This window comes from Pseudomonas sp. P179 (assembly GCF_000478485.2).
Lineage (GTDB): Bacteria > Pseudomonadota > Gammaproteobacteria > Pseudomonadales > Pseudomonadaceae > Pseudomonas > Pseudomonas aeruginosa.
Genome location: NZ_KI517354.1, coordinates 3595172 through 3615311 on the forward strand (window position 1 = coordinate 3595172; position 20140 = coordinate 3615311).

General features: G+C 67.1%; 20 protein-coding genes and 1 other RNA gene. 12 read left to right on the top strand and 9 right to left on the bottom strand.

The genetic code is table 11. The features are described 5' to 3' along the window. Positions 1 to 58 precede the first annotated feature (58 nt). Together ubiD and HMPREF1224_RS29120 are read left to right on the top strand one after the other, a co-directional pair. Positions 59 to 1525 (top strand): 4-hydroxy-3-polyprenylbenzoate decarboxylase, encoded by a 1467-nt coding sequence (gene ubiD / locus HMPREF1224_RS29115; protein WP_010793657.1) that lies wholly within the window; start codon positions 59 to 61, stop codon positions 1523 to 1525. Beyond that, the gene (locus tag HMPREF1224_RS29120; protein ID WP_003096331.1) at positions 1525 to 2493 is read left to right on the top strand and encodes a CDP-6-deoxy-delta-3,4-glucoseen reductase; all 969 of its coding nucleotides are present in this window, start codon (positions 1525 to 1527) and stop codon (positions 2491 to 2493) included. The genes ubiD and HMPREF1224_RS29120 overlap by 1 nt, the downstream gene beginning before the upstream one ends. Before the next feature lie 36 nt (positions 2494 to 2529). Here HMPREF1224_RS29120 and glpT read toward each other — a convergent pair whose 3' ends face one another. Then, positions 2530 to 3876: a glycerol-3-phosphate transporter gene (gene glpT / locus HMPREF1224_RS29125; RefSeq protein WP_010793658.1), complete on the bottom strand. Its 1347-nt coding sequence runs from the start codon at positions 3874 to 3876 to the stop codon at positions 2530 to 2532. A gap of 249 nt (positions 3877 to 4125) precedes the next feature. Beyond that, positions 4126 to 5103 (bottom strand): NADPH:quinone oxidoreductase family protein, encoded by a 978-nt coding sequence (locus tag HMPREF1224_RS29130; RefSeq protein ID WP_003114042.1) that lies wholly within the window; start codon positions 5101 to 5103, stop codon positions 4126 to 4128. Between the two features lie 154 nt (positions 5104 to 5257). Here HMPREF1224_RS29130 and HMPREF1224_RS29135 point away from each other — a divergent pair, with 154 nt between their 5' ends. The 4 genes from HMPREF1224_RS29135 to HMPREF1224_RS29150 all read left to right on the top strand — a co-directional run bounded on the left by HMPREF1224_RS29135 (position 5258) and on the right by HMPREF1224_RS29150 (position 10832). Next, entirely contained in the window at positions 5258 to 5677 is a 420-nt protein-coding gene (locus HMPREF1224_RS29135) for a flagellar basal body-associated protein FliL (protein WP_003096328.1), read from the top strand. A gap of 206 nt (positions 5678 to 5883) precedes the next feature. Next, positions 5884 to 6957: an HlyD family secretion protein gene (locus HMPREF1224_RS29140; protein WP_003099200.1), complete on the top strand. Its 1074-nt coding sequence runs from the start codon at positions 5884 to 5886 to the stop codon at positions 6955 to 6957. Next, positions 6954 to 9704, top strand: a complete 2751-nt coding sequence (gene rbbA / locus HMPREF1224_RS29145; RefSeq protein ID WP_010793659.1) for a ribosome-associated ATPase/putative transporter RbbA — start codon at positions 6954 to 6956, stop codon at positions 9702 to 9704. Before HMPREF1224_RS29140 ends, rbbA begins: the two co-directional genes overlap by 4 nt. Before the next feature lie 3 nt (positions 9705 to 9707). Then, on the top strand, positions 9708 to 10832 hold the full coding sequence (locus HMPREF1224_RS29150) for an ABC transporter permease (protein WP_003099197.1): 1125 nt from the start codon (positions 9708 to 9710) through the stop codon (positions 10830 to 10832). A gap of 9 nt (positions 10833 to 10841) precedes the next feature. Here the strand turns inward: HMPREF1224_RS29150 and HMPREF1224_RS29155 are convergent, their stop codons facing one another. Further along, on the bottom strand, positions 10842 to 11300 hold the full coding sequence (locus HMPREF1224_RS29155; RefSeq protein WP_003099195.1) for an EVE domain-containing protein: 459 nt from the start codon (positions 11298 to 11300) through the stop codon (positions 10842 to 10844). Positions 11301 to 11484: 184 nt separating this feature from the next. Between HMPREF1224_RS29155 and HMPREF1224_RS45950 the strand changes: the two genes are divergently transcribed. Beyond that, entirely contained in the window at positions 11485 to 11616 is a 132-nt protein-coding gene (locus HMPREF1224_RS45950) for a hypothetical protein (RefSeq protein ID WP_003096323.1), read from the top strand. Positions 11617 to 11666: 50 nt separating this feature from the next. On the opposite strand, the gene HMPREF1224_RS29160 is transcribed toward HMPREF1224_RS45950, so the two are convergent. The 4 genes from HMPREF1224_RS29160 to HMPREF1224_RS29170 all read right to left on the bottom strand — a co-directional run bounded on the left by HMPREF1224_RS29160 (position 11667) and on the right by HMPREF1224_RS29170 (position 13020). After that, entirely contained in the window at positions 11667 to 12278 is a 612-nt protein-coding gene (locus HMPREF1224_RS29160; RefSeq protein ID WP_003096321.1) for a 5-formyltetrahydrofolate cyclo-ligase, read from the bottom strand. 9 nt (positions 12279 to 12287) lie between these two features. Next, positions 12288 to 12466, bottom strand: a non-coding RNA gene (ssrS, locus tag HMPREF1224_RS44510) — 6S RNA. Between the two features lie 33 nt (positions 12467 to 12499). Then, on the bottom strand, positions 12500 to 12814 hold the full coding sequence (locus HMPREF1224_RS29165) for a cell division protein ZapA (RefSeq protein ID WP_003096316.1): 315 nt from the start codon (positions 12812 to 12814) through the stop codon (positions 12500 to 12502). Next, on the bottom strand, positions 12811 to 13020 hold the full coding sequence (locus HMPREF1224_RS29170) for a TIGR02449 family protein (RefSeq protein ID WP_003096314.1): 210 nt from the start codon (positions 13018 to 13020) through the stop codon (positions 12811 to 12813). Before HMPREF1224_RS29170 ends, HMPREF1224_RS29165 begins: the two co-directional genes overlap by 4 nt. A 188-nt stretch (positions 13021 to 13208) precedes the next feature. Here HMPREF1224_RS29170 and HMPREF1224_RS29175 point away from each other — a divergent pair, with 188 nt between their 5' ends. The 5 genes from HMPREF1224_RS29175 to HMPREF1224_RS29195 are packed head-to-tail and all read left to right on the top strand — an operon-like array spanning position 13209 to position 18032. Next, the gene (locus HMPREF1224_RS29175; RefSeq protein WP_003099193.1) at positions 13209 to 13763 is read left to right on the top strand and encodes a YecA/YgfB family protein; all 555 of its coding nucleotides are present in this window, start codon (positions 13209 to 13211) and stop codon (positions 13761 to 13763) included. A gap of 9 nt (positions 13764 to 13772) precedes the next feature. Then, entirely contained in the window at positions 13773 to 15107 is a 1335-nt protein-coding gene (pepP, locus tag HMPREF1224_RS29180) for a Xaa-Pro aminopeptidase (RefSeq protein WP_003114045.1), read from the top strand. A gap of 7 nt (positions 15108 to 15114) precedes the next feature. Then, positions 15115 to 16299: a 2-octaprenyl-6-methoxyphenyl hydroxylase gene (gene ubiH, locus HMPREF1224_RS29185; protein ID WP_003099190.1), complete on the top strand. Its 1185-nt coding sequence runs from the start codon at positions 15115 to 15117 to the stop codon at positions 16297 to 16299. A 4-nt stretch (positions 16300 to 16303) separates the two neighbouring features. Next, entirely contained in the window at positions 16304 to 16786 is a 483-nt protein-coding gene (locus HMPREF1224_RS29190; protein WP_010793660.1) for a hotdog fold domain-containing protein, read from the top strand. Between the two features lie 28 nt (positions 16787 to 16814). Then, positions 16815 to 18032, top strand: coding sequence for a 2-octaprenyl-3-methyl-6-methoxy-1,4-benzoquinol hydroxylase (locus HMPREF1224_RS29195; protein WP_010793661.1), 1218 nt, complete (start codon positions 16815 to 16817; stop codon positions 18030 to 18032). A 36-nt stretch (positions 18033 to 18068) separates the two neighbouring features. On the opposite strand, the gene HMPREF1224_RS29200 is transcribed toward HMPREF1224_RS29195, so the two are convergent. Beyond that, positions 18069 to 18890, bottom strand: coding sequence for a hypothetical protein (locus HMPREF1224_RS29200; RefSeq protein ID WP_003118038.1), 822 nt, complete (start codon positions 18888 to 18890; stop codon positions 18069 to 18071). A 38-nt stretch (positions 18891 to 18928) separates the two neighbouring features. Continuing rightward, complete coding sequence (locus tag HMPREF1224_RS29205) at positions 18929 to 20122, bottom strand: MFS transporter (protein ID WP_010793662.1); 1194 nt, start codon at positions 20120 to 20122, stop codon at positions 18929 to 18931. Between the last annotated feature and the right edge of the window lie 18 nt (positions 20123 to 20140).

Below are 20140 nucleotides of genomic sequence, written 5' to 3' on the forward strand. Positions count from 1 at the left end.
CTGCCGGATGGGCCGGGAGCAGGTAGGATGTGGGGTCTTGCAGTGAATGGTTAGGCCAATGACGTTCAAGGATCTCCGCGATTTCATCGCCCAGCTGGAGCAGCGCGGTGCGTTGAAGCGCATCCAGGTGCCGATTTCCCCCGTGCTCGAGATGACCGAGGTGTGCGACCGCACGTTGCGCGCCAAGGGCCCGGCATTGCTGTTCGAAAAGCCGACCGGCTTCGACATGCCGGTGCTCGGCAACCTGTTCGGTACGCCGGAGCGCGTGGCGCTGGGCATGGGCGCCGAGGACGTCGGCGCACTGCGCGAGATCGGCAAGCTGCTGGCGCAACTCAAGGAGCCCGAGCCGCCGAAGGGCCTCAAGGACGCCTGGGCCAAGCTGCCGATGTACAGGAAGGTCCTGTCCATGGCGCCGAAGGTGCTCAAGGACGCCCCCTGCCAGGAAGTGGTCGAGGAGGGCGAGGACGTCGACCTCGGCCGGCTGCCGGTCCAGACCTGCTGGCCGGGCGATGTCGGGCCGCTGATCACCTGGGGCCTGACCGTTACCCGCGGGCCGAACAAGGAACGGCAGAACCTGGGCATCTACCGCCAGCAGGTGATCGGCCGCAACAAGGTGATCATGCGCTGGCTCAGCCATCGCGGCGGCGCACTGGACTACCGCGAGTGGTGCCAGAAGCATCCGGGCCAGCCCTATCCGGTAGCCGTGGCGCTGGGCGCCGATCCGGCGACCATCCTCGGTGCGGTGACGCCGGTGCCGGACACCCTTTCCGAATACGCTTTCGCCGGCCTGTTGCGCGGGCATCGTACCGAGCTGGTCAAGTGTCGCGGGAGCGACTTGCAGGTGCCGGCCAGCGCCGAGATCGTCCTCGAAGGGGTGATCCACCCCGGCGAGATGGCCGACGAAGGCCCCTATGGCGATCACACCGGCTACTACAACGAGGTCGATCGCTTCCCGGTGTTCACCGTCGAGCGCGTCACCCGCCGGCAGAAACCGATCTACCACAGCACCTACACCGGGCGTCCGCCGGACGAGCCGGCGATCCTCGGGGTGGCGCTGAACGAAGTGTTCGTGCCGATCCTGCAGAAGCAGTTCCCGGAAATCGTCGATTTCTACCTGCCGCCGGAAGGTTGTTCCTACCGGATGGCGGTGGTGACCATGAAGAAGCAGTACCCAGGGCACGCCAAGCGCGTGATGCTCGGGGTCTGGTCGTTCCTGCGGCAGTTCATGTACACCAAGTTCGTCATCGTCACCGACGATGACATCAATGCGCGCGACTGGAACGATGTGATCTGGGCCATCACCACGCGGATGGACCCCAAGCGCGACACGGTGATGATCGACAACACGCCCATCGACTACCTCGACTTCGCCTCGCCGGTTTCCGGCCTCGGCTCGAAGATGGGGCTTGATGCCACCCACAAGTGGCCGGGCGAGACCAGCCGCGAATGGGGGCGCGCCATCGTCAAGGACGAAGCGGTGACACGGCGCATCGACGCGCTCTGGTCGAGCCTCGGGATCGACTGATGCGTATCGTCCTGCAACCGTCCGGCGCCTGCCTCGAGCTGCTGCCGGGGGAACGCATCCTCGATGGCGCCCGGCGGCTTGGCTACGACTGTCCGCAGAGCTGCCGCAACGGCAACTGCCATATCTGCGCGGCGCTGCTGGTGGAGGGGCGGGTACGCCAGAACGGCGAGGTACGCGATCATGGCGAACTCTTCACCTGCCTCGCTGAGCCGCTGGAAGACTGCGTGCTGCATTGGGACGGGGTGCTGGCGCCGGGTGAACTGCCTCTGCGCAAGCTGACCTGCCAGTTGAGCTTCTGCGAAGAGGTCGGCGGCGACGTCTACCGGGTCGGCCTGCGCGCGCCGGCCGGCAAGCCGCCACGCTATCACGCCGGGCAGTACCTGTTGCTGGAGCGTGACGGCGGCGACAGCGCGGCGTTTTCCCTGGCCTCCGCGCCGCATGCGGGACGCGACCTTGAGTTGCACATCCTGGCCAAGGAAGACAGTGCCGTCGCGCTGATCGCGCAATTGCAGCGCGAGCGCCTGGCACGGATCCAGCTGCCGTTCGGCGACGCGCATCTGGCGGAACTGCCCGACGGTCCGCTGGTGCTGATCGCTGCGGGAACCGGCATGTCGCAGATGCACAGCCTGATCGAGCACTGCCGCGCCGCCGGCTTCGCCCATCCTGTACATCTCTACTGGGGCGTTCGGCGTCCGGAGGATTTCTACCGACTGCCGCACTGGACGGAGTGGGAAGGCCTGCCGAACCTGTTCCTGCACCGGGTGGTCAGCGACCTCTGTGGCTGGGAGGGGCGCTGCGGCTTGCTGCACGAGGCGGTGCGCGAGGATTTCGCCGACCTGTCGAGCCTGCATGTGTATGCCAGCGGCTCGCCGGCGATGGTCTACGCGACCCTGGATGCCCTGGTCGAAGCAGGGATGGACGCGCACCAGATGCGCGCCGACGTGTTCGCCTACGCGCCGCGGGACTGAACGCGGCTCCGGCCTGGCGCCGGAGCCGCCGCGTCATCAGCCGGCTTGCTGCGGCGCGGCCTGGACCGCGGGTTTGCGCAGGGTCAGGCAGAGGAACAGGATGGCCAGCAGGCAGGCGCCGATCAGCAGCTTGAAGCCACCGTCCCAGCCGAAGTGATCCACCGTGTAGCCGACCAGGGCGTTGGCCGCCACCGAGCCGCCGAGGTAGCCGAACAGACCGGTGAAGCCGGCGGCGGTGCCGGCCGCTTTCTTCGGCGCCAGCTCCAGGGCCTGCAAGCCGATCAGCATCACCGGGCCGTAGATCAGGAAGCCGATCATGATCAGCGCGGCCATGTCGATCGCCGGGTTGCCGGCCGGGTTCAGCCAGTAGATCAGGGTGCCGACGGTCACCAGGATCATGAACACCACGCCGGTGGCGCCGCGATTGCCCTTGAACAGCTTGTCCGACAGCCAGCCGCAGAGCAGGGTGCCGGGAATCCCCGCCCATTCGTAGAAGAAGTACGCCCAGGACGACTTGTCGACGTTGAAGTGCTTGGCCTCCTTGAGGTAGGTCGGCGCCCAGTCGAGCACACCGTAGCGCAGCAGGTAGACGAACACGTTGGCCAGGGCGATGTACCAGAGCAGCTTGTTGCGCAGCACGTAGGTGACGAAGATCTCCTTGGTCGACAGCTCGCGCTCGTGGTGTTCGTCGTAGCCTTCGGGGTAGTCGTCCTTATGCTTCTCGATCGGCGGCAGGCCGCAGGATTGCGGGGTGTCGCGCATGGCGAAATAGGCGAACACGGCTACGCCCACGGCGACGATGGCCGGCACGTAGAAGGCCGAGCGCCAGTCGCCGAACAGCGCCAGGCCGAGCAGGAACAGCGGGCCGATCAGGCCGCCGCCGACATTGTGGGCGACGTTCCACACTGAGACCACGCTGCCGCGCTCCTTCTGCGACCACCAGTGGACCATGGTCCGTCCGCTCGGCGGCCAGCCCATGCCCTGGGCCCAGCCGTTGATGAAGAGCAGGACGAACATGATGGTGACGCTGGAGGTAGCCCAGTGCGCGAATCCGAAAATGAACATCACCGCCGCCGACACCAACAGGCCGAACGGCAGGAAGACCCGTGGGTTGGAACGGTCCGAGACCAGGCCCATGATGAATTTCGACAGGCCGTAGGCGATGGCGATGGCCGACATCGCGACGCCCAGTTGACCGCGGCTGTAGCCGTCCTCGATGAGGTAGGGCATGGCCAGGGAGAAGTTCTTGCGCAGCAGGTAGTAACCCGCGTAGCCGATGAAGATACCGGCGAAGATCTGCCAGCGCAGGCGCCGGTAGGTGCTGTCCACCTCGGCATCGGGCAGTGGCGCCTGGTGTGGCGCGGGACGAAAGATTCCGAACATCGCGAGCTCCGCTTGTTGTTGTGTCGCGCCTTTTTACGCGGTTGCGAACACTACATTTTTCGTAAATGAAAAAATAGCGGAAATGTTACAGGTTGAGTGCATTGGTCGGAAATAAGAAAGCCCCGGTCGGAAACCGGGGCCTTCATAGGGGAAAAACATCTGACAGCGTGGGCCTCGGCCGGTGTATCGCTCCGGCCCGCCATGCCTTTCTCCGCACGGGCGGGAGGCAATACTCGCCGCCTTCGTGGCTCAGCGAACCTCCACCACCACCTTGCCGACCGCCCTGCGCTGGCCGAGGGCGTCGATAGCGTCGCCGGCCCGTTCCAGCGGGAAGCGCTGCGACACCAGCGGCTTCAGTTTGCCTTCGGCGTGCCAGGCGAACAGCTGGCGGAAGTTGTCAGCGTTGTCCTGCGGCTGGCGTTGGGCGAACGATCCCCAGAACACGCCGACCAGCGAGGCGCCCTTGAGCAGGGTCAGGTTGGCCGGCAGCGAAGGGATGCTGCCGCTGGCGAAGCCGACCACCAGCATCCGTCCGTTCCAGGCGATGCTGCGGAAGGCCTCCTCGAACAGTTCGCCGCCCACCGGATCGTAGATCACATCGACGCCCTGGCCGCCGGTCAAGGCCTTGAGCTGCTCGCGCAGGCTACCTTCGCTGTAGTTGATCAGTTCGTCGGCGCCGGCGGCCTTGGCCACGGCGAGCTTGTCGGGGGTACTGGCGGCAGCGATCACCCGGGCGCCCATGGCCTTGCCGATCTCCACGGCAGCCAGCCCGACCCCGCCGGAAGCGCCGAGCACCAGCAGGGTCTCGCCGGGTTGCAGGTTGGCGCGCTGTTTCAGGGCGTGCATCGAGGTGCCGTAGGTCATGCCGAAGGCGGCGGCGCTGGCGAAGTCCATGCCTTCGGGAATCGGCATCACGTTATAGCCGGGCACCTTGACCTGCTCGGCGAAGCTGCCCCAGCCGGTCAGGGCCATGACCCGGTCGCCGGGCCTGACGTGGGCGACCTTTTCACCGACCGCGGCGACCACCCCGGCCGCCTCGCCGCCCGGGGAGAAGGGGAAGGGTGGCTTGAACTGGTACTTGCCCTCGATGATCAGGGTGTCTGGGAAGTTGACCCCGGCGGCGTGCACATCGAGGAGGATTTCGTTCTTCGCCGGGCTCGGGCTGGCGATTTCTTCCAGGACCAGGCTGCTGGCCGGGCCGAAGGCTTTGCAGAGGACGGCTTTCATCGGGGACGCTCCAGTTTGCGGTCCGGCCAGTGTAGGAGGGAGACGCCGGGGGTCAATCAGCATCGCCGCAACTGATGGTTGTCCATAAACCCCGGGCTTGGGCCCGGCCGAGAGTCTGGCTATGCTTGCCGGCATTCGTCGAGGAGATGCGCCCGTGAGAACCCCCATTGCCCTGTCGCTGGCCCTGTGCCTGAGTCTGTTCCCGTCGTTCGCCTCGGCCGAGGAGGCCGCGCCGGAAGGCGAGGGCGCGAACAAGCCGGTCTACGTCGACCTGACCCCGGCGCTGGTCGGCAACTACGGCAGCGGGCCGCGCCTGCAGTACTACAAGGCCGACATCGCCCTGCAGGTGGCCGACAAGGACGCGGCGACCAAGGTCGAGCATCACGAGCCCTTGATCCGCAACCAGTTGATCATGCTGTTCGCCCAGCAGACCGACCAGAGCCTGGGTACGGTCGAGGCCAAGGAAAGCCTGCGCCAGGAGGCGCTGAAGCAGGTCCAGCAGACCCTCGAGCAGGAAGAGGGCAAGCCGCTGGTGACCGACCTGCTGTTCAACAACCTCATCGTCCAGCCCTGAGGTCAACTATCCGTTCTGTCCCGCGCTCCCGGATGCGAGGCACCGGCGATTCTGCTTTCCTGTGAGATTCGGTCGGGCGCGTCTGACGTGCATCAACACCCGCGCGCCGCCCTGGAGGGACAATCGAGCCAGTGAAGTCCGCGGCGGCCGCGCTTTCCAGCGTGAGCGCCATCGCCGCGGCCTGGCCGGACGTGCGAGGAGAAGGGATGAAACAGGAAAGCAAACGGTGGCTGAGCCGTGCCTTGATCGTGGCGGCGCTGCTCGGCGTAGGCGTGCTGGTCTGGCAGGTATCGCGACCGACCGGCCTGGGCGAGGGATTCGCCAGCGGCAACGGACGCATCGAGGCCACCGAGGTGGACGTGGCGGCCAAGCTTCCCGGGCGGGTCGCCGAGATCAAGGTCGACGAGGGCGACTTCGTCAAGGCCGGCGAAATCGTCGCGCGGATGGATACCCAGGTGCTCGAGGCGCAGTTGGCCCAGGCCCAGGCCCAGGTGCGCCAGGCGGAGAACGCCAAGCTCACCGCGACCTCGCTGGTGGCCCAGCGCGAGAGCGAGAAGAGCACCGCCCAGGCCGTGGTGGCGCAGCGCCAGGCAGAGCTGACAGCGGCGCAGAAGCGCTTCACCCGTACCGAGGCGCTGGTCAAGCGCAATGCCCTGCCGCAACAGCAACTCGACGACGATCGGGCGACCCTGCAGAGCGCCCAGGCGGCGTTGTCCGCGGCACGCTCGCAAGTGATTTCGGCGCAGGCGGCGATCGAGGCCGGGCGTTCCCAGGTAATCGAGGCGCAGTCGGCCATCGAGGCGGCCAAGGCCAGCGTCGCCCGGCTCCAGGCGGATATCGACGACAGCCTGCTCAAGGCGCCGCGCAACGGCCGCGTGCAGTACCGCGTGGCACAGCCGGGGGAAGTGCTGCCGGCCGGTGGCAAGCTCCTCAACATGGTCGACCTGGCCGACGTCTACATGACTTTCTTCCTGCCATCCATGCAGGCCGGCAGGGTCGGACTGGGCCAGGAAGTGCGCTTGGTGATCGACGCGGTGCCGGACTACGTGATCCCGGCCAAGGTTTCCTATGTCGCCAGTGTCGCCCAGTTCACCCCGAAAACGGTGGAAACCGCCAACGAGCGGGAGAAGCTGATGTTCCGGGTCAAGGCGCGGCTCGATCCGGCGCTGCTGGAAAAATACATCACCTACGTCAAGACCGGCGTGCCCGGAATGGCCTACCTGCGACTGGACCCTGAGGTCGAGTGGCCGGCCAACCTGCAGATCAAGGTTCCGCAATGACCGCTGGCGGGAGCGGCGTGGCGAGCCTCCGGGGCGTTTCGCTGCGCTACGGCGAGACGCGTGCGGTTGACGACGTCAGCCTGGAGATCCCGGCCAACCGCATGGTCGGCCTGATCGGTCCGGACGGGGTCGGCAAGTCCAGCCTGCTGGCGCTGCTGGCCGGCGCACGGAAGATGCAGGATGGCGAGATCCGCGTACTCGATGGCGACATGCGCGACCGCCGCCACCGCCGGGCGGTCTGCCCGCGCATCGCCTACATGCCCCAGGGGCTGGGCAAGAACCTCTACCCGACGCTCTCGGTGTTCGAGAACGTCGACTTCTTCGGTCGGCTGTTCGGCCACGACAAGGCCGAGCGCGAGCGGCGCATCGCCGATCTGCTGCAAAGTACCGGATTGGCGCCGTTCGCCGAGCGTCCTGCGGGCAAGCTGTCCGGCGGCATGAAGCAGAAGCTCGGGCTGTGCTGCGCGCTGATCCACGATCCCGACCTGCTGATCCTCGACGAGCCGACCACCGGCGTCGACCCGCTGTCGCGCAACCAGTTCTGGGAGCTGATCGGCCGTATCCGCGCGGGCCGCGAAGGCATGAGCGTGCTGGTCGCCACCGCCTACATGGAGGAAGCCGAGCGCTTCGACTGGCTGGTGGCGATGGACGACGGAAAGGTCCTGGCCACCGGTACGCCGCAGGAGTTGCGCGAGCGTACCGGGACGCAGAGCCTCGAGTCGGCGTTCATCGCCCTGCTGCCGGAAAGCAAGCGCGCCGGCCACCATCGATTGGTGATCCCGCCGCGACCGCAGAGCGAAGGCGCGCCGCGGATCGCCATCGAGGCCGAGGGCCTGACCTGTCGTTTCGGCGACTTCGTCGCGGTCGATCACGTCAGCTTCCGTATCGAGCGTGGGGAAATCTTCGGCTTCCTCGGCTCCAACGGCTGCGGCAAGTCCACCACCATGAAGATGCTCACCGGCCTGCTGCCGGCCAGCGAAGGCACGTGCGCGCTGTTCGGCCAGGCGGTGGACGCCAGCGACATGGCGACCCGTCGCCGGGTCGGCTACATGTCCCAGGCCTTTTCCCTGTATGCCGAGCTGAGCGTGCGGCAGAACCTGGTGTTGCACGCCCGGCTGTTCCACCTGCCGGCGGATGGCATCCCGGCACGGGTCGGCGAAATGCTCCGGCGCTTCGACCTGGAGAAGGTGGCCGACGAGCTGCCCAACGACCTGCCGCTGGGCATTCGCCAGCGTCTGTCGTTGGCGGTGGCGGTGATCCACAAGCCGGAAATCCTGATCCTCGACGAGCCCACTTCGGGGGTCGACCCGGTGGCTCGCGACGGCTTCTGGGAGCTAATGGTCGAGCTGTCGCGCCGCGACGGGGTGACCATCTTCATTTCCACCCACTTCATGAACGAGGCCCAGCGCTGCGATCGCATCTCGCTGATGCATGCCGGCAAGGTACTGGCCAGCGATACTCCCGATGAGCTGGTGCGCCAGCGCGGCCTGCCGACCCTGGAGGCGACCTTCATCGCGTACCTGGAAGAAGCCGCCGGCGCCGCCGCGCCAGCGCAACCGGCCGAGGCGCCGGCCGTCGCGGAGCAGCCCGGCGATGGCCAGGAGCGCCAGGCGCAACGCGAACGCTTCAGCCCCCTGCGGCTGTTCAGCTATGCGCGCCGCGAAGCCATGGAGCTGCGCCGCGACCCGATCCGCCTGACCCTGGCCCTGCTCGGCACCGCGCTGCTGATGTTCATCATCGGCTATGGCATCAACATGGACGTCGAGGACCTCTCCTGGGCGGTCCTCGACCGTGACCAGACCACCACCAGCCAGGCCTACGCGCTGAACATCGCCGGCTCGCGCTATTTCGTCGAACATGCGCCGATCACCGACCCGGACGACCTCGACCGGCGCCTGCGCAGCGGCGAGCTGAGCCTGGCGGTGGAGATTCCGCCGAACTTCGGGCGCGATCTCAAGCGTGGCTCCGATCCGGCCATCGGCGTGTGGATCGACGGAGCGATGCCGACCCGTGCCAACACCGTGCTCGGCTACGTGCAGGGTCTGCACACCAGCTACCTGGCGGACCTCTCGCGGCAGGCGGGTGGGGCCGAGGCCAGCGCGGCGGCCAGCACCGAGGTGCGCTATCGCTACAACCCCGACGTGGAAAGCCTGAAGGCGATGGTGCCGGCGGTGATCCCGCTGCTGCTGATCATGATCCCGGCCATGCTCACCGCCCTCGGCGTGGTGCGCGAAAAGGAACTGGGTTCGATCACCAACCTCTATGTCACCCCGGTGACGCGCCTGGAGTTCCTGGTCGGCAAGCAGCTGCCCTACGTCGCCATGGGCATGATCAACTTCCTGCTGATGCTGGTCCTGGCCATCGTGGTATTTCGCGTGCCGCTCAAGGGCAGCTTCCTGGCGTTGACCATCGGCGCTTTCCTCTATGTGGTCACCAGCACTGGCCTCGGGCTGTTCCTCTCGACGTTCATGCGCAGCCAGATCGCCGCTGTATTCGGCGTGGCGATCGCCACCATGATCCCGGCGATCCAGTTCTCCGGGCTGATCCACCCGGTGTCCTCGCTGGAGGGTGCGGCGGCCTGGATCGGCAAGCTCTATCCGACCTCGCATTTCCTGGTGGTCAGCCGCGGCGCCTTTTCCAAATCGCTGGGCCTGTCCGATCTCTGGGCCTACTACCTGCCGCTTGCCGCTTCCATCGTGGTGCTGACCCTGCTCAGCGTGGCCTGCCTGAAGAAGCAGGAGGACTGAGCGATGCGCAGCCTGGCCAACATCTTCAACCTGGGCATCAAGGAGTTCCGCAGTCTCGGCCGCGACTACGCGATGCTGGCACTGATCGTCTGGGCCTTCACCCTGGGCGTCTACAGTTCCGCCACCGGTATTCCGGAAACCTTGCATCACGCGCCGATCGCGGTGGTCGACGAGGACCGCTCGCAGCTCTCGTCGCGTATCGTCAATGCCTTCCAGCCCCCATACTTCCGGCCGCCGGAAATGATCGGACATGCCGAGATGGATCGCGGCATGGACGTCGGCCTGTATACCTTCACCCTCGATATCCCGCCGGACTTCCAGCGCGACGTGCTCGCCGGGCGCAAGCCCTCGATCCAGGTCAACGTCGACGCGACCCAGACCGGGCAGGCCTTCTCTGGCGCGGGCTACATCCAGAACATCGTCGCCACCGAGGTGCGCGAATTCGTCAGCCGCTACCGCGCGGAGCCGAGCATGCCGGCGCAGATCGAGGTGCGCATGGAATTCAACCCGAACCTGACCCAGGCCTGGTTCGGTGGGGTGATGGAAGTGATCAACCAGATCACCATGCTGTCGATCATCCTCACCGGCGCCGCGCTGATCCGCGAGCGCGAGCACGGCACCGTCGAGCACCTGCTGGTGATGCCGCTGTCGGCCTTCGAGATCATGATGGCCAAGGTCTGGTCGATGGGGCTGGTGGTGCTGGTGGCGGCGGGGCTCTCGTTGCAGTGGGTGGTGCGTGGCTGGCTGGACGTGCCGATCAGCGGCTCGGTGGGACTGTTCCTGCTCGGCGCCGGATTGCATCTGTTCGCCACCACCTCCATGGGCATATTCCTCGGCACGGTGGCGCGTTCGATGCCGCAGCTCGGACTGTTGACCATCCTCGTGCTGCTGCCGCTGAACATCCTTTCGGGCGGCACCACGCCACGGGAAAGCATGCCGGAACTGGTGCAGAACATCATGCTGGCGGCGCCGACCACGCATTTCGTCAGCCTGGCCCAGGCGATCCTGTTCCGCGGCGCCGGTTTCGACATCGTCTGGCCGCAGTTCGCCGGTATCGTGGTGATCGGTTCGGCGTTCTTCTTCGGCGCGCTCTGGCGTTTCCGCCGGACCATCTCGCAGATGGCCTGAGCGATGGCTTCAGCGTTTCGCCAGCGGCAGGATCGCCTGCCATTCCTCGGCGCTGACCGGCATTACCGAGAGGCGGCTGCCCTTCTGCACCAGGGCGAGGTTGGCCAGGGCGTCCTGGGCCTTCAGCCGGGCCAGTGGAACGACCTCGGCGAAGGCTTCGACGAAGCTGACGTCGCGGGCGCTCCAGGGGTTCTTCCCGGCGCTGGCCTTGGGGTCGTGGTAGGGGCTGGCGGGATCCAGGGCCGTGGGATCGGGGTAGGCTTCGCCTTCGATGCGGGCGATGCCGGCGATGCCGGGCTGCGGGCAACTGGAGTGGTAGAAGAAGAACAGGTCGCCGGAGTTCATGCTGCGGATGAAGTTGCGCGCCTGATAGTTGCGCACGCCATCCCAGCGGGCGGTTCCGAGGCGTTGCAGGTCGCGGATCGAGAGTTCGTCCGGCTCGGATTTCATCAGCCAGTAGGCAGGCATGAACTTTGCTCCTCTTTCGTAGATATACGTAGGAAACGTCTGCGCGTGACCACCGGTCGCCGGTGTAATTGCGTATGACTTCAGCTTATCGGAAAATGCCGTTTTTCAGCGGGGCAGGGTGCTCAGGCGATAAGATAATCGCAAGGACCGGCCTCGAAAATTGCCTGGAAGGGGGAGGCAATCGATGAAGCGCAAGCCAGACTTGCTGTGGGTTTTGGTCATCATCTTCGGACTTGGGGTCGTCACCACCGGTTATACCCAGAGCCTCTGGGAACGACAGGCCAGCACGCCCGCCCAGGTGACGCAACAGCCGTAAGACTCGCCGGGTATCGCATGGAACGCGGTACCCAGGGTTCTCCCTCCTTCCTAGCGTTTCCCTGCCACGTACCAGCCCGCATCGGTCACCGTTCCCGCCAGGGGAATGTCCCAGCTGGCCAGCGCCAGTCGATCCACCTTCTGACATTCATGGGCCAGGCCGATCAGCGTCGGTTTGTGACCATTTTTGCGCCTCGCCAGGTAGGCCAGGCTGCGGTCGTAGAAGCCGCCGCCCATGCCCAGGCGCCCGCCCTGTTCGTCGAACCCCACCAGCGGCAGCAGTACCAGGTCCAGCGCCCAGGCCTTGCGCTGGCGGCCGGCGTCGGCCAGCGGTTCGCTGATGCGGAAGCGGTTGCGGGTCCAGCGTTCGCCGCTGCCGACCCGCTGGAATACCATGCGCGTCCGCGGCCAGGGCGCCAGCACCGGCAGGTAGGTGGCCTTGCCGCGCTTCTGCGCCGCACGCAGCAGCGGACGCGGGTCGATCTCACCGTCGTTGGGCAGGTACAGGGCGATATGGCGGGCACGGCGGAAAAGGGGATGCTGCGCCAGTTGTCGATAGAGGGCGCGGGCGGCGAGGCGTTGCTGCAGGGGGGAGAGCGCGCGGCGCGCCTGGCGGAGCTTGCGGCGCAGGGCCGGGCGGCTGAGGTCTTGCGATTCGATCATGTGGAAAGGTAGCTCCCCGGTCGTGCCGCTGTCGGGTTAGCCCTTGAACCCGAAAGTTCAAGGTGGCGGTTGCAGTAGACCTTAAGGCTTTCCGTCGTGCGGACATGCACACCGGTCCAACTGGCAACCTCCGTTGTTGCAGTTATCGGCTCAGGGACATCACCGACTGGCCAACACACCAGGGAGCGGAGGCCAGTATACCCGAATTGGCCGCGCCCGGGTCAGGCTTCGCCGGCATCGGCCGGATTCGCCAGGGCGCGGTCGACGCGATCGAGCAGTTCGCGCACGCGCTCGCGGGTCGAGCTGCTTTCCTGGTCCAGGCGCTCCTTGCGGTGCAGCAGGTCGTGGGTGATGTTGAGGGCGGCCATCACGGCAACCCGGTCGGCACCGATGACTTTGCCGCTGGAGCGGATCTCGCGCATCTTGCCGTCCAGGTAACGGGCGGCGCTTTCCAGGTTGGCGCGCTCGTCGTCCGGGCAATTGATGCAGTATTCCTTGTCGAGAATCTGCACGGTGAGGGTATTCGACTGGCTCATGTGTCCTGCTCCAAGGCTTTCAGACGCAAAATCATCGCTTCGACCTTGTGTCTCGCCATTTCGTTCTTTTCGATCAGATGAGCGCGCTCTTCGCGCCAGGACTTTTCGTTCGCCCGCAGCAGCCGGTTCTCCGCCTTGAGCTGTTCCAGCTTCTGGAGCAGCTGGTCGAACTTGGCCGTCAACAATTGCAGATCGGCGTCTTCCATGGGCTCTCGCTTGGGAATTGGGGTGATTGGACAACTATATAGGATCGTCCCCGGTCGGGGCCAATGCCCCGGCCGGGCCGGCGCGCCGGCAACCGGTCGCATGGTCTTGCCGGGGCGGGCGGTGCTAGGATAACCACCTTCATTTCACGTGTAGCGCCCCAATGGCGCCCAGCCGTCAGGGTCCCGAGATGTCCACTCAGAATTCCGCCTACAGCGCCTTTTCCTCCCTTCTCGCCGAGGCGGCCATGCCGGTCTCGCCGGCCGAACTGCACGGCCATCTGCTGGGTCGGGTCTGCGCCGGCGCCGGCTTCGACGAGGCCGCCTGGCAACACGCTGCCGCCGAACTGCTCGGCGGCGCGCCGGGCGAACGACTCAAGGCCGCGTTGTCCGGCCTGCTCGGCATGGTCCGGCAGGACTTTTCCGCCGGCGAGGTCGCCGTCGTCATGCTCCTGCCCGACGACGAAACCCCGCTCGCCCAGCGCACCGAGGCGCTCGGCCAATGGTGCCAGGGTTTCCTCGCCGGTTTCGGCCTCACCGCCCGCGAAGGCAGCCTGACCGGCGAAGCCGAGGAAGTGCTGCAGGACATGGCCGCCATCGCCCAGGTCCAGGGCCAGCTGGAAGACAGCGAGGACGGCGAGACGGACTATATGGAAGTCATGGAATACCTGCGGGTCGCTCCGCTGCTGCTGTTCGCCGAGTGCGGCAAGCCGCTGGAGCCCGCTCCCAAGCCTTCACTGCACTGAGGTTTCTGCATGATCCGTATCCCCAAGTCGGAGTACGCCCGTCGGCGCAAGGCGCTGATGGCGCAGATGGAACCCAACAGCATCGCCATCCTGCCGGCGGCGCCGATGTACATCCGCAATCGCGACGTCGAGCATGTCTACCGCCAGGACAGCGACTTCCAGTACCTCACCGGCTTCCCCGAGCCGGAGGCGGTGATGGCGCTGATTCCCGGCCGTGCCCACGGCGAATACGTGCTGTTCTGCCGCGAGCGGGATCCGGAGCGTGAACTGTGGGACGGCCTGCGCGCCGGCCAGGACGGTGCGATCGGCCAGTACGGCGCCGACGACGCCTTTCCCATCGGCGATATCGACGACATCCTGCCCGGCCTGATCGAAGGCCGCGACCGGGTCTACTACGCCCTTGGCGCCAATCCCGACTTCGACCGCCGGCTGATGGACTGGATCAACGTGATCCGCTCCAAGGCCCGCCAGGGCGCGCAGCCGCCGAACGAGTTCGTTGCCCTCGACCACCTGCTGCACGACCAGCGGCTGTACAAGAGCGCCAACGAAGTGAAGGTCATGCGCTACGCCGCCGAGGTCTCCGCCCGGGCGCACATCCGGGCGATGGAGGTGTGCCGGCCGGGGCTGTTCGAGTACCACCTGGAAGCCGAACTGGAATACGAGTTCCGCAAGGGCGGGGCGAAGATGCCGGCCTACGGCTCGATCGTCGCCGCCGGACGCAACGCCTGCATCCTGCACTACCGCGAGAACGATGCGGCGATCAAGGACGGCGACCTGATCCTGATCGATGCCGGCTGCGAGATCGACTGCTACGCCAGCGACATCACCCGTACCTTCCCCGCCAATGGCCGCTTCAGTCCCGAGCAGAAGGCGATCTACGAACTGGTGCTGGAAGCCAACATGGCGGCGTTCGACTACATCGCCCCCGGTCGCCACTGGAACGAGGCCCATGAGGCCACCGTACGGGTCATCACCGCCGGGCTGGTGCGCCTGGGCCTGCTGGAGGGCGACGTCGACGAGCTGATCGCCCACGAGGCCTACAAGGCTTTCTACATGCACCGCGCCGGCCACTGGCTGGGGATGGACGTGCACGACGTCGGCGAGTACCGCGTCGGCGGCGAATGGCGGGTGCTCGAACCGGGCATGGCGATGACCGTCGAGCCGGGCATCTACATCGCCCCGGACAATACCACGGTGGCGAAGAAGTGGCGCGGTATCGGCGTACGCATCGAGGACGACGTGGTGGTCACCCGCAATGGCTGCGAAGTGCTGACCAACGGCGTGCCGAAGACCGTCGCCGAGATCGAGGCGCTGATGGCCGCGGCCAAGAGCGAGGCAGCCTGAGGTGACGATGAGCAAGGTCAACCTGGCGATCATCGGCGGGGGCCTGGTCGGCGCCTCGCTGGCGCTGGCCCTGCAGGCCGGCGCTCGGGAGCGCGGCTGGTCGATCGTGCTGATCGAACCCTTCGCCCCCGGCAACGCCTACCAGCCCAGCTACGACGCCCGCTCTTCGGCGCTGTCCTACGGCAGCCGGCAGATCTACGAGCGACTCGGCCTGTGGCCGGCGATCGCCGAGCGCGCCGAGCCGATCCTGCATATCCATGTTTCCGACCGCGGCCGCTTCGGCGCCACCCGCCTGACCGCCATCGAGGAAGGCGTGCCGGCGCTGGGCTACGTGGTGGAGAACGCCTGGCTCGGCCAGTGCCTGTGGAAGGCGCTCGACCCCGAGGTGGTGCGCTGGCACTGCCCGGCCGAAGTGAAGACCCTGGAAGCCCGGGAGGGCGGTTACCGGCTTACCCTCGACGACGAGACGCAACTCGATTGCGAGCTGGCGATCCTCGCCGATGGCGGTCGTTCCGGGCTGCGCGAACAACTTGGCATCGCCGTGGAGCAGACGCCGTACCGGCAGACTGCGCTGATCGCCAACGTATCGCCCTCCGAGGCGCACCTCGGGCAGGCCTTCGAGCGCTTCACCCCCAGCGGTCCGATGGCCCTCCTGCCGTTGCCGGATAACCGTTGCGCGCTGATCTGGACCCGCCCAGGCAAGGACGCCGAACGCCTGCGTGGCCTCGATGACGCGGCCTTCCTCGGCGAGCTGCAGGCTGCCTTCGGCTACCGCCTCGGCGCCTTCCGCCAGGTCGGCGCACGGCACTGCTACCCCTTGCACCTGGTCGAGGCCCGCGAGCAGGTGCGTCCGCACCTGGTGGTGCTGGGCAACGCTGCGCACAGTCTGCACCCCATCGCCGGCCAGGGCTTCAACCTGTCGTTGCGCGACACCCTGGCGCTGGTCGACGCCCTGCTCCACGACGACGCGCCGCTGGGCGAGTTCGCCGTGCTGCAGCGCTACCTCGATGGGCAGCGCCTGGACCAGCAGATGACCGTCGGCTTCTCCGACCGGGTGACCCGGCTGTTCTCCAACGACCGCGCGCTGCTCGGCGCCGGGCGCAACCTCGGCCTGCTCGGGCTCGACCTGCTGCCGCCGGCCAAGCGCTGGTTCGCCCGCCAGGCCATGGGCCTCGGCGCGCGGCCGCTGTAGCGCCATGCCGGTCTGGTCGAGGGCGTGCAAGGCCCGCCTGCTGCGCTTCGCCATGAATCTCTACCCGCCCTTCCTGGGGGCGGGCATCCGTGTGCGGCACATCGCTGGCGATTTCCGCGAGGTTCGGGTGCGCATGGGCCTGAACCGGCTCAATCGCAACTATGTAGGCACCCAGTTCGGCGGCAGCCTCTACGCGATGACCGACCCGTTCTTCATGCTGATGCTGATGGAGAACCTGGGCCGCGACTACGTGGTCTGGGACAAGGCGGCCAACATCGAGTTCGTCAGCCCGGGCAAGGGCCCGGTGCATGCGCATTTCAGCATCGACCAGAAGCTGCTCGACGAGGTCCGCGAGCGGACCGCCGGCGGCGAGAAGTACCTGCCCCGGCTGCACGCCGAAGTGCGCGACGACGCCGGCACCCTGGTGGCGCGGGTTCAGAAAACCCTGTACGTGCGGCTCAAGCCGCGCCTGCGGAACGCGGCCTGAAGAGGGCCCACGAGTGGAGAACGAGGATATGCACGCGGATCTGGTCATCGTCGGCGCCGGCATGGTCGGTAGCGCCCTGGCCCTGGCCCTGGAGGGCAGCGGCCTGGAGGTGCTGCTGGTGGACGGCGGCTCGCTCGACGTGGCGCCGTTCAAGCCGGAGGCGCCCTACGAGCCGCGGGTCAGCGCGCTGTCCGAAGCCAGCCGGCGGATTCTCCAGCGCCTGCATGCCTGGGACGACATCGTCGCGCGCCGCGCCGAGCCCTATCGCGAGATGCAGGTGTGGGATGGCTCCGGCACCGGGCGGATCGGCTTCAGCGCCGCCAGCGTGCACGCCGAGGTACTCGGCCATATCGTCGAGAACCGGGTGGTGCAGGACGCCCTGCTGGAACGCCTGCACGATTCCACCACCGGCCTGCTGGCCAATGCGCGCCTGGAACAGATGCGCCACTCCGGCGACGACTGGCTGCTGACCCTGGCCGACGGTCGCCAGCTGCGTGCGCCGCTGGTGGTCGCCGCCGACGGCGCCAACTCGGCGGTACGCCGCCTGGCCGGCTGCGCCACCCGCGAATGGGATTACCTGCACCACGCCATCGTCACCAGCGTGCGCTGCGAGAACGCGCACCGCGCAACCGCCTGGCAGCGCTTCACCGACGACGGTCCGCTGGCCTTCCTGCCCCTGCCGGACCGCGGCGACGAGCACTGGTGCTCGATCGTCTGGTCGACCACCCCGGAACAGGCAGAACGCCTGATGGCGTTGGACGAGGATGGCTTCCGCGCCGCCCTCGGCGAAGCCTTCGAACAGCGCCTGGGCGCCATCCTGCATGCCGACCGGCGCCTGTGCATCCCGCTGCGCCAGCGGCACGCCAAGCGTTACGTCGAGCCGGGCCTGGCGCTGGTCGGCGACGCTGCGCACACCATCCACCCGCTGGCCGGACAGGGCGTGAACCTGGGCTTCCTCGATGCGGCGGTGCTGTCCGAGGTCCTGTTGCACGCCCTGGAGCGCGGCGAACGGCTTGCCGACGAACGCGTGCTGAGTCGCTTCGAGCGGCGGCGGATGCCGCACAACCTGGGCATGATGACGGCGATGGAAGGCTTCGAGCGCCTGTTCCAGGCCGACCGGTTGCCGCTGCGCTGGCTGCGCAACGCCGGCCTGCGCCTGGTCGACGGCCATCACGAGGCGAAGGCGCTGTTCGTCCGCCAGGCGCTTGGCCTCAGCGGCGACCTGCCGTCGCTGGCACGAGTCTGAGCGGGGCGGCCCCCCTGACGGGAGGGCCGCCAGTCCTCAGAACAGCGCCGCGCAGTCACGCATGACCTGCGCCTTGTTGCGCAGGTAGAGCCCGAACAGGTTGCGCGCGGCTTCTTCGTTCACCTCGATTTCCATCGCCTCGACGAAGGCGTTCACCGCCGCCGTGGCGTGGGCGAAGTGATTGCTCTCGGTGCCGCCGGTGTGCACCGTTACCCAGGCCACGGTGGCGCGGGCGCGTTCGGCGGGTACGCCCATGTCGCGGCTGAACCATTCCTTGTACAGCGGGTGGATGTACTCCACCTCGCCGTGGGTATAGACCTCGTGTACCAGCGTGGTCAGCAGTCCCTGCATCAGGTCGCGCTCACGCAGGCGCTGGCGGTCGGTCCAGTCCTTGAACGCCTGCGCCGAAGGCAGGCAGTTCTCGCGCAGCAGCCAGCGGTCGTCGCCGCAAAGGGTGGTGGCCATGGTGTAGAAAAGATCGGCATGCACGGTGTTGCCGAGGGCGCCGAGGTCTTCGTCGGTGATCCGTTGCAGGCTGCCGCAGGCTCGATAGAGCTGGTCTGCCGCTGCCGAACCCTGTTCCGAACGGGCCAGCAGGGTCAGGCGATTGGCCAGTCCGGAAACGCTGGCCGCCGAGTTGTTGGTCTTCGACCAGCTGGCGAAGAACTTGCGCAGCGGCTCGACCGCCTGGCGCCGGGCGGTGACCCGGGCGAAGGCGTCCTCGATGTCCAGCAACGACGCCGTCTCGTCCCAGAAGGCCCGGAACAGTGCGTGGCGCAGGGTTCCGGCGGGCATGTCGTTGAGGACCGGCTCGATGACGCCGAGCAGCTTGCTGTGGGGGGTGATGACATGGTTCATGGCTAACCTCCTGTCGGTTCTTGTTGTTCTTGCGATGGTTACGGTCTTCCTTGCGACGCGCGCAGGGCCGCGCGTTCGGCCTGTGGTGCGGACCAGCCGTAGCGGGTCAGAAGCAACGGCAGCAACTGGGCCAGGAGGATCAGGCCCAGGCAGCCCGGCCAGCCCCAGCGCTCCCAGAATGGCGCCGGCAGTACCGCGCCGAGGCTGCCGCCGGCGTAGTAGCAGGTCAGGTAGAGGCCGACGGCACCGGCCTTGTCGGTCCCGGCATTGCTGGCGGTGAAGGCGTTGACCGTGGACTGTGCGAGGAACACGCCGGTGGCGCTGAGGGCCAGGCCGACGAGAATCGTCGGCAGGCCCGGCGCCAGGGTCAGCAGCGAGCCGCACACGCCCAGCAGCGATGCGCCCAGCAGCAACTGGCGGTGCGGGCGGGTGCGGGCCAGGCGGCCGCTGGCGGGAATCACCAGCAGGGCGAGGAGGAACACCGCGTAGATCGAGCCGAGCTGAGCGGTGTCCAGGCTGTACGGCGGACGGCTGAGATGGATGCCGATATAGGTGAACATGGCGACCTGGGAAAAGAGGACACAGAACCCCACCGAGTAGGACGACAGCAGCGGAGCCCGGAACAGTTCACGGGATACTAAGGGGCGTTTCCCCGGTGCGGGCGCGTGCCTGCCAGAATTGGCAGGGAGCAGCGCACGGATGGCGACAGCGATGAGCAGGGTCAGTCCGGCGAGGATCCGGAAGGCGACGCGCCAATCCCACTCCTCGGTCAGCAGGCCGGTGAGGAAGCGTCCGGCGAAGCCGCCGAGGATGGTCCCGGCGACATAGAGGCTGGTCAGCTCGATGACCGCGCCGCCGCTCCAGCGCTCGCCGATGTAGGCCACGCTGCTGGCGAACAGCAGGGGAATCAGCATCCCTTCGGCGAAGCGCCAGAGCAGGAAGGCGGCGAAGCTGCCGGCATGGGCGGCCAGCAGCATGGGCACGCAGAGCAGGCTGGCGGCGAAGGCGATCACCCGGCTGCGCTCGCGGCCGCCGCTGAGTCGGCCGACGAAGGGCGCGGCGAGAGCCACCGCCAGGGTGGTGGCGGTGATGCTCCAGTTCGATTGATGGGCGCTGATGTGGAAGCTCGCCGCCAGTTCGTCGAAGATGCCCTGGGTGGTATAGAGATTGAGGAACGCAGCGCAACCGCAGAGAAACAGCGCGAGGCGGGGGAAACCCTGGGAAGAATTCATGGAACGCTCTGCCTGGAC

Excerpts from the sequence above, each read along its gene's own strand:
- ubiD (WP_010793657.1), top strand. The coding sequence starts at position 59 with ATGACGTTCAAGGATCTCCGCGATTTCATCGCCCAGCTGGAGCAGCGC.
- HMPREF1224_RS29120 (WP_003096331.1), top strand. The coding sequence starts at position 1,525 with ATGCGTATCGTCCTGCAACCGTCCGGCGCCTGCCTCGAGCTGCTGCCG.
- glpT (WP_010793658.1), bottom strand. The coding sequence starts at position 3,876 with ATGTTCGGAATCTTTCGTCCCGCGCCACACCAGGCGCCACTGCCCGAT.
- HMPREF1224_RS29130 (WP_003114042.1), bottom strand. The coding sequence starts at position 5,103 with ATGAAAGCCGTCCTCTGCAAAGCCTTCGGCCCGGCCAGCAGCCTGGTC.
- HMPREF1224_RS29140 (WP_003099200.1), top strand. The coding sequence starts at position 5,884 with ATGAAACAGGAAAGCAAACGGTGGCTGAGCCGTGCCTTGATCGTGGCG.
- rbbA (WP_010793659.1), top strand. The coding sequence starts at position 6,954 with ATGACCGCTGGCGGGAGCGGCGTGGCGAGCCTCCGGGGCGTTTCGCTG.
- HMPREF1224_RS29150 (WP_003099197.1), top strand. The coding sequence starts at position 9,708 with ATGCGCAGCCTGGCCAACATCTTCAACCTGGGCATCAAGGAGTTCCGC.
- HMPREF1224_RS29155 (WP_003099195.1), bottom strand. The coding sequence starts at position 11,300 with ATGCCTGCCTACTGGCTGATGAAATCCGAGCCGGACGAACTCTCGATC.
- HMPREF1224_RS45950 (WP_003096323.1), top strand. The coding sequence starts at position 11,485 with ATGAAGCGCAAGCCAGACTTGCTGTGGGTTTTGGTCATCATCTTCGGA.
- HMPREF1224_RS29160 (WP_003096321.1), bottom strand. The coding sequence starts at position 12,278 with ATGATCGAATCGCAAGACCTCAGCCGCCCGGCCCTGCGCCGCAAGCTC.
- HMPREF1224_RS29165 (WP_003096316.1), bottom strand. The coding sequence starts at position 12,814 with ATGAGCCAGTCGAATACCCTCACCGTGCAGATTCTCGACAAGGAATAC.
- HMPREF1224_RS29170 (WP_003096314.1), bottom strand. The coding sequence starts at position 13,020 with ATGGAAGACGCCGATCTGCAATTGTTGACGGCCAAGTTCGACCAGCTG.
- HMPREF1224_RS29175 (WP_003099193.1), top strand. The coding sequence starts at position 13,209 with ATGTCCACTCAGAATTCCGCCTACAGCGCCTTTTCCTCCCTTCTCGCC.
- pepP (WP_003114045.1), top strand. The coding sequence starts at position 13,773 with ATGATCCGTATCCCCAAGTCGGAGTACGCCCGTCGGCGCAAGGCGCTG.
- ubiH (WP_003099190.1), top strand. The coding sequence starts at position 15,115 with ATGAGCAAGGTCAACCTGGCGATCATCGGCGGGGGCCTGGTCGGCGCC.
- HMPREF1224_RS29190 (WP_010793660.1), top strand. The coding sequence starts at position 16,304 with ATGCCGGTCTGGTCGAGGGCGTGCAAGGCCCGCCTGCTGCGCTTCGCC.
- HMPREF1224_RS29195 (WP_010793661.1), top strand. The coding sequence starts at position 16,815 with ATGCACGCGGATCTGGTCATCGTCGGCGCCGGCATGGTCGGTAGCGCC.
- HMPREF1224_RS29200 (WP_003118038.1), bottom strand. The coding sequence starts at position 18,890 with ATGAACCATGTCATCACCCCCCACAGCAAGCTGCTCGGCGTCATCGAG.
- HMPREF1224_RS29205 (WP_010793662.1), bottom strand. The coding sequence starts at position 20,122 with ATGAATTCTTCCCAGGGTTTCCCCCGCCTCGCGCTGTTTCTCTGCGGT.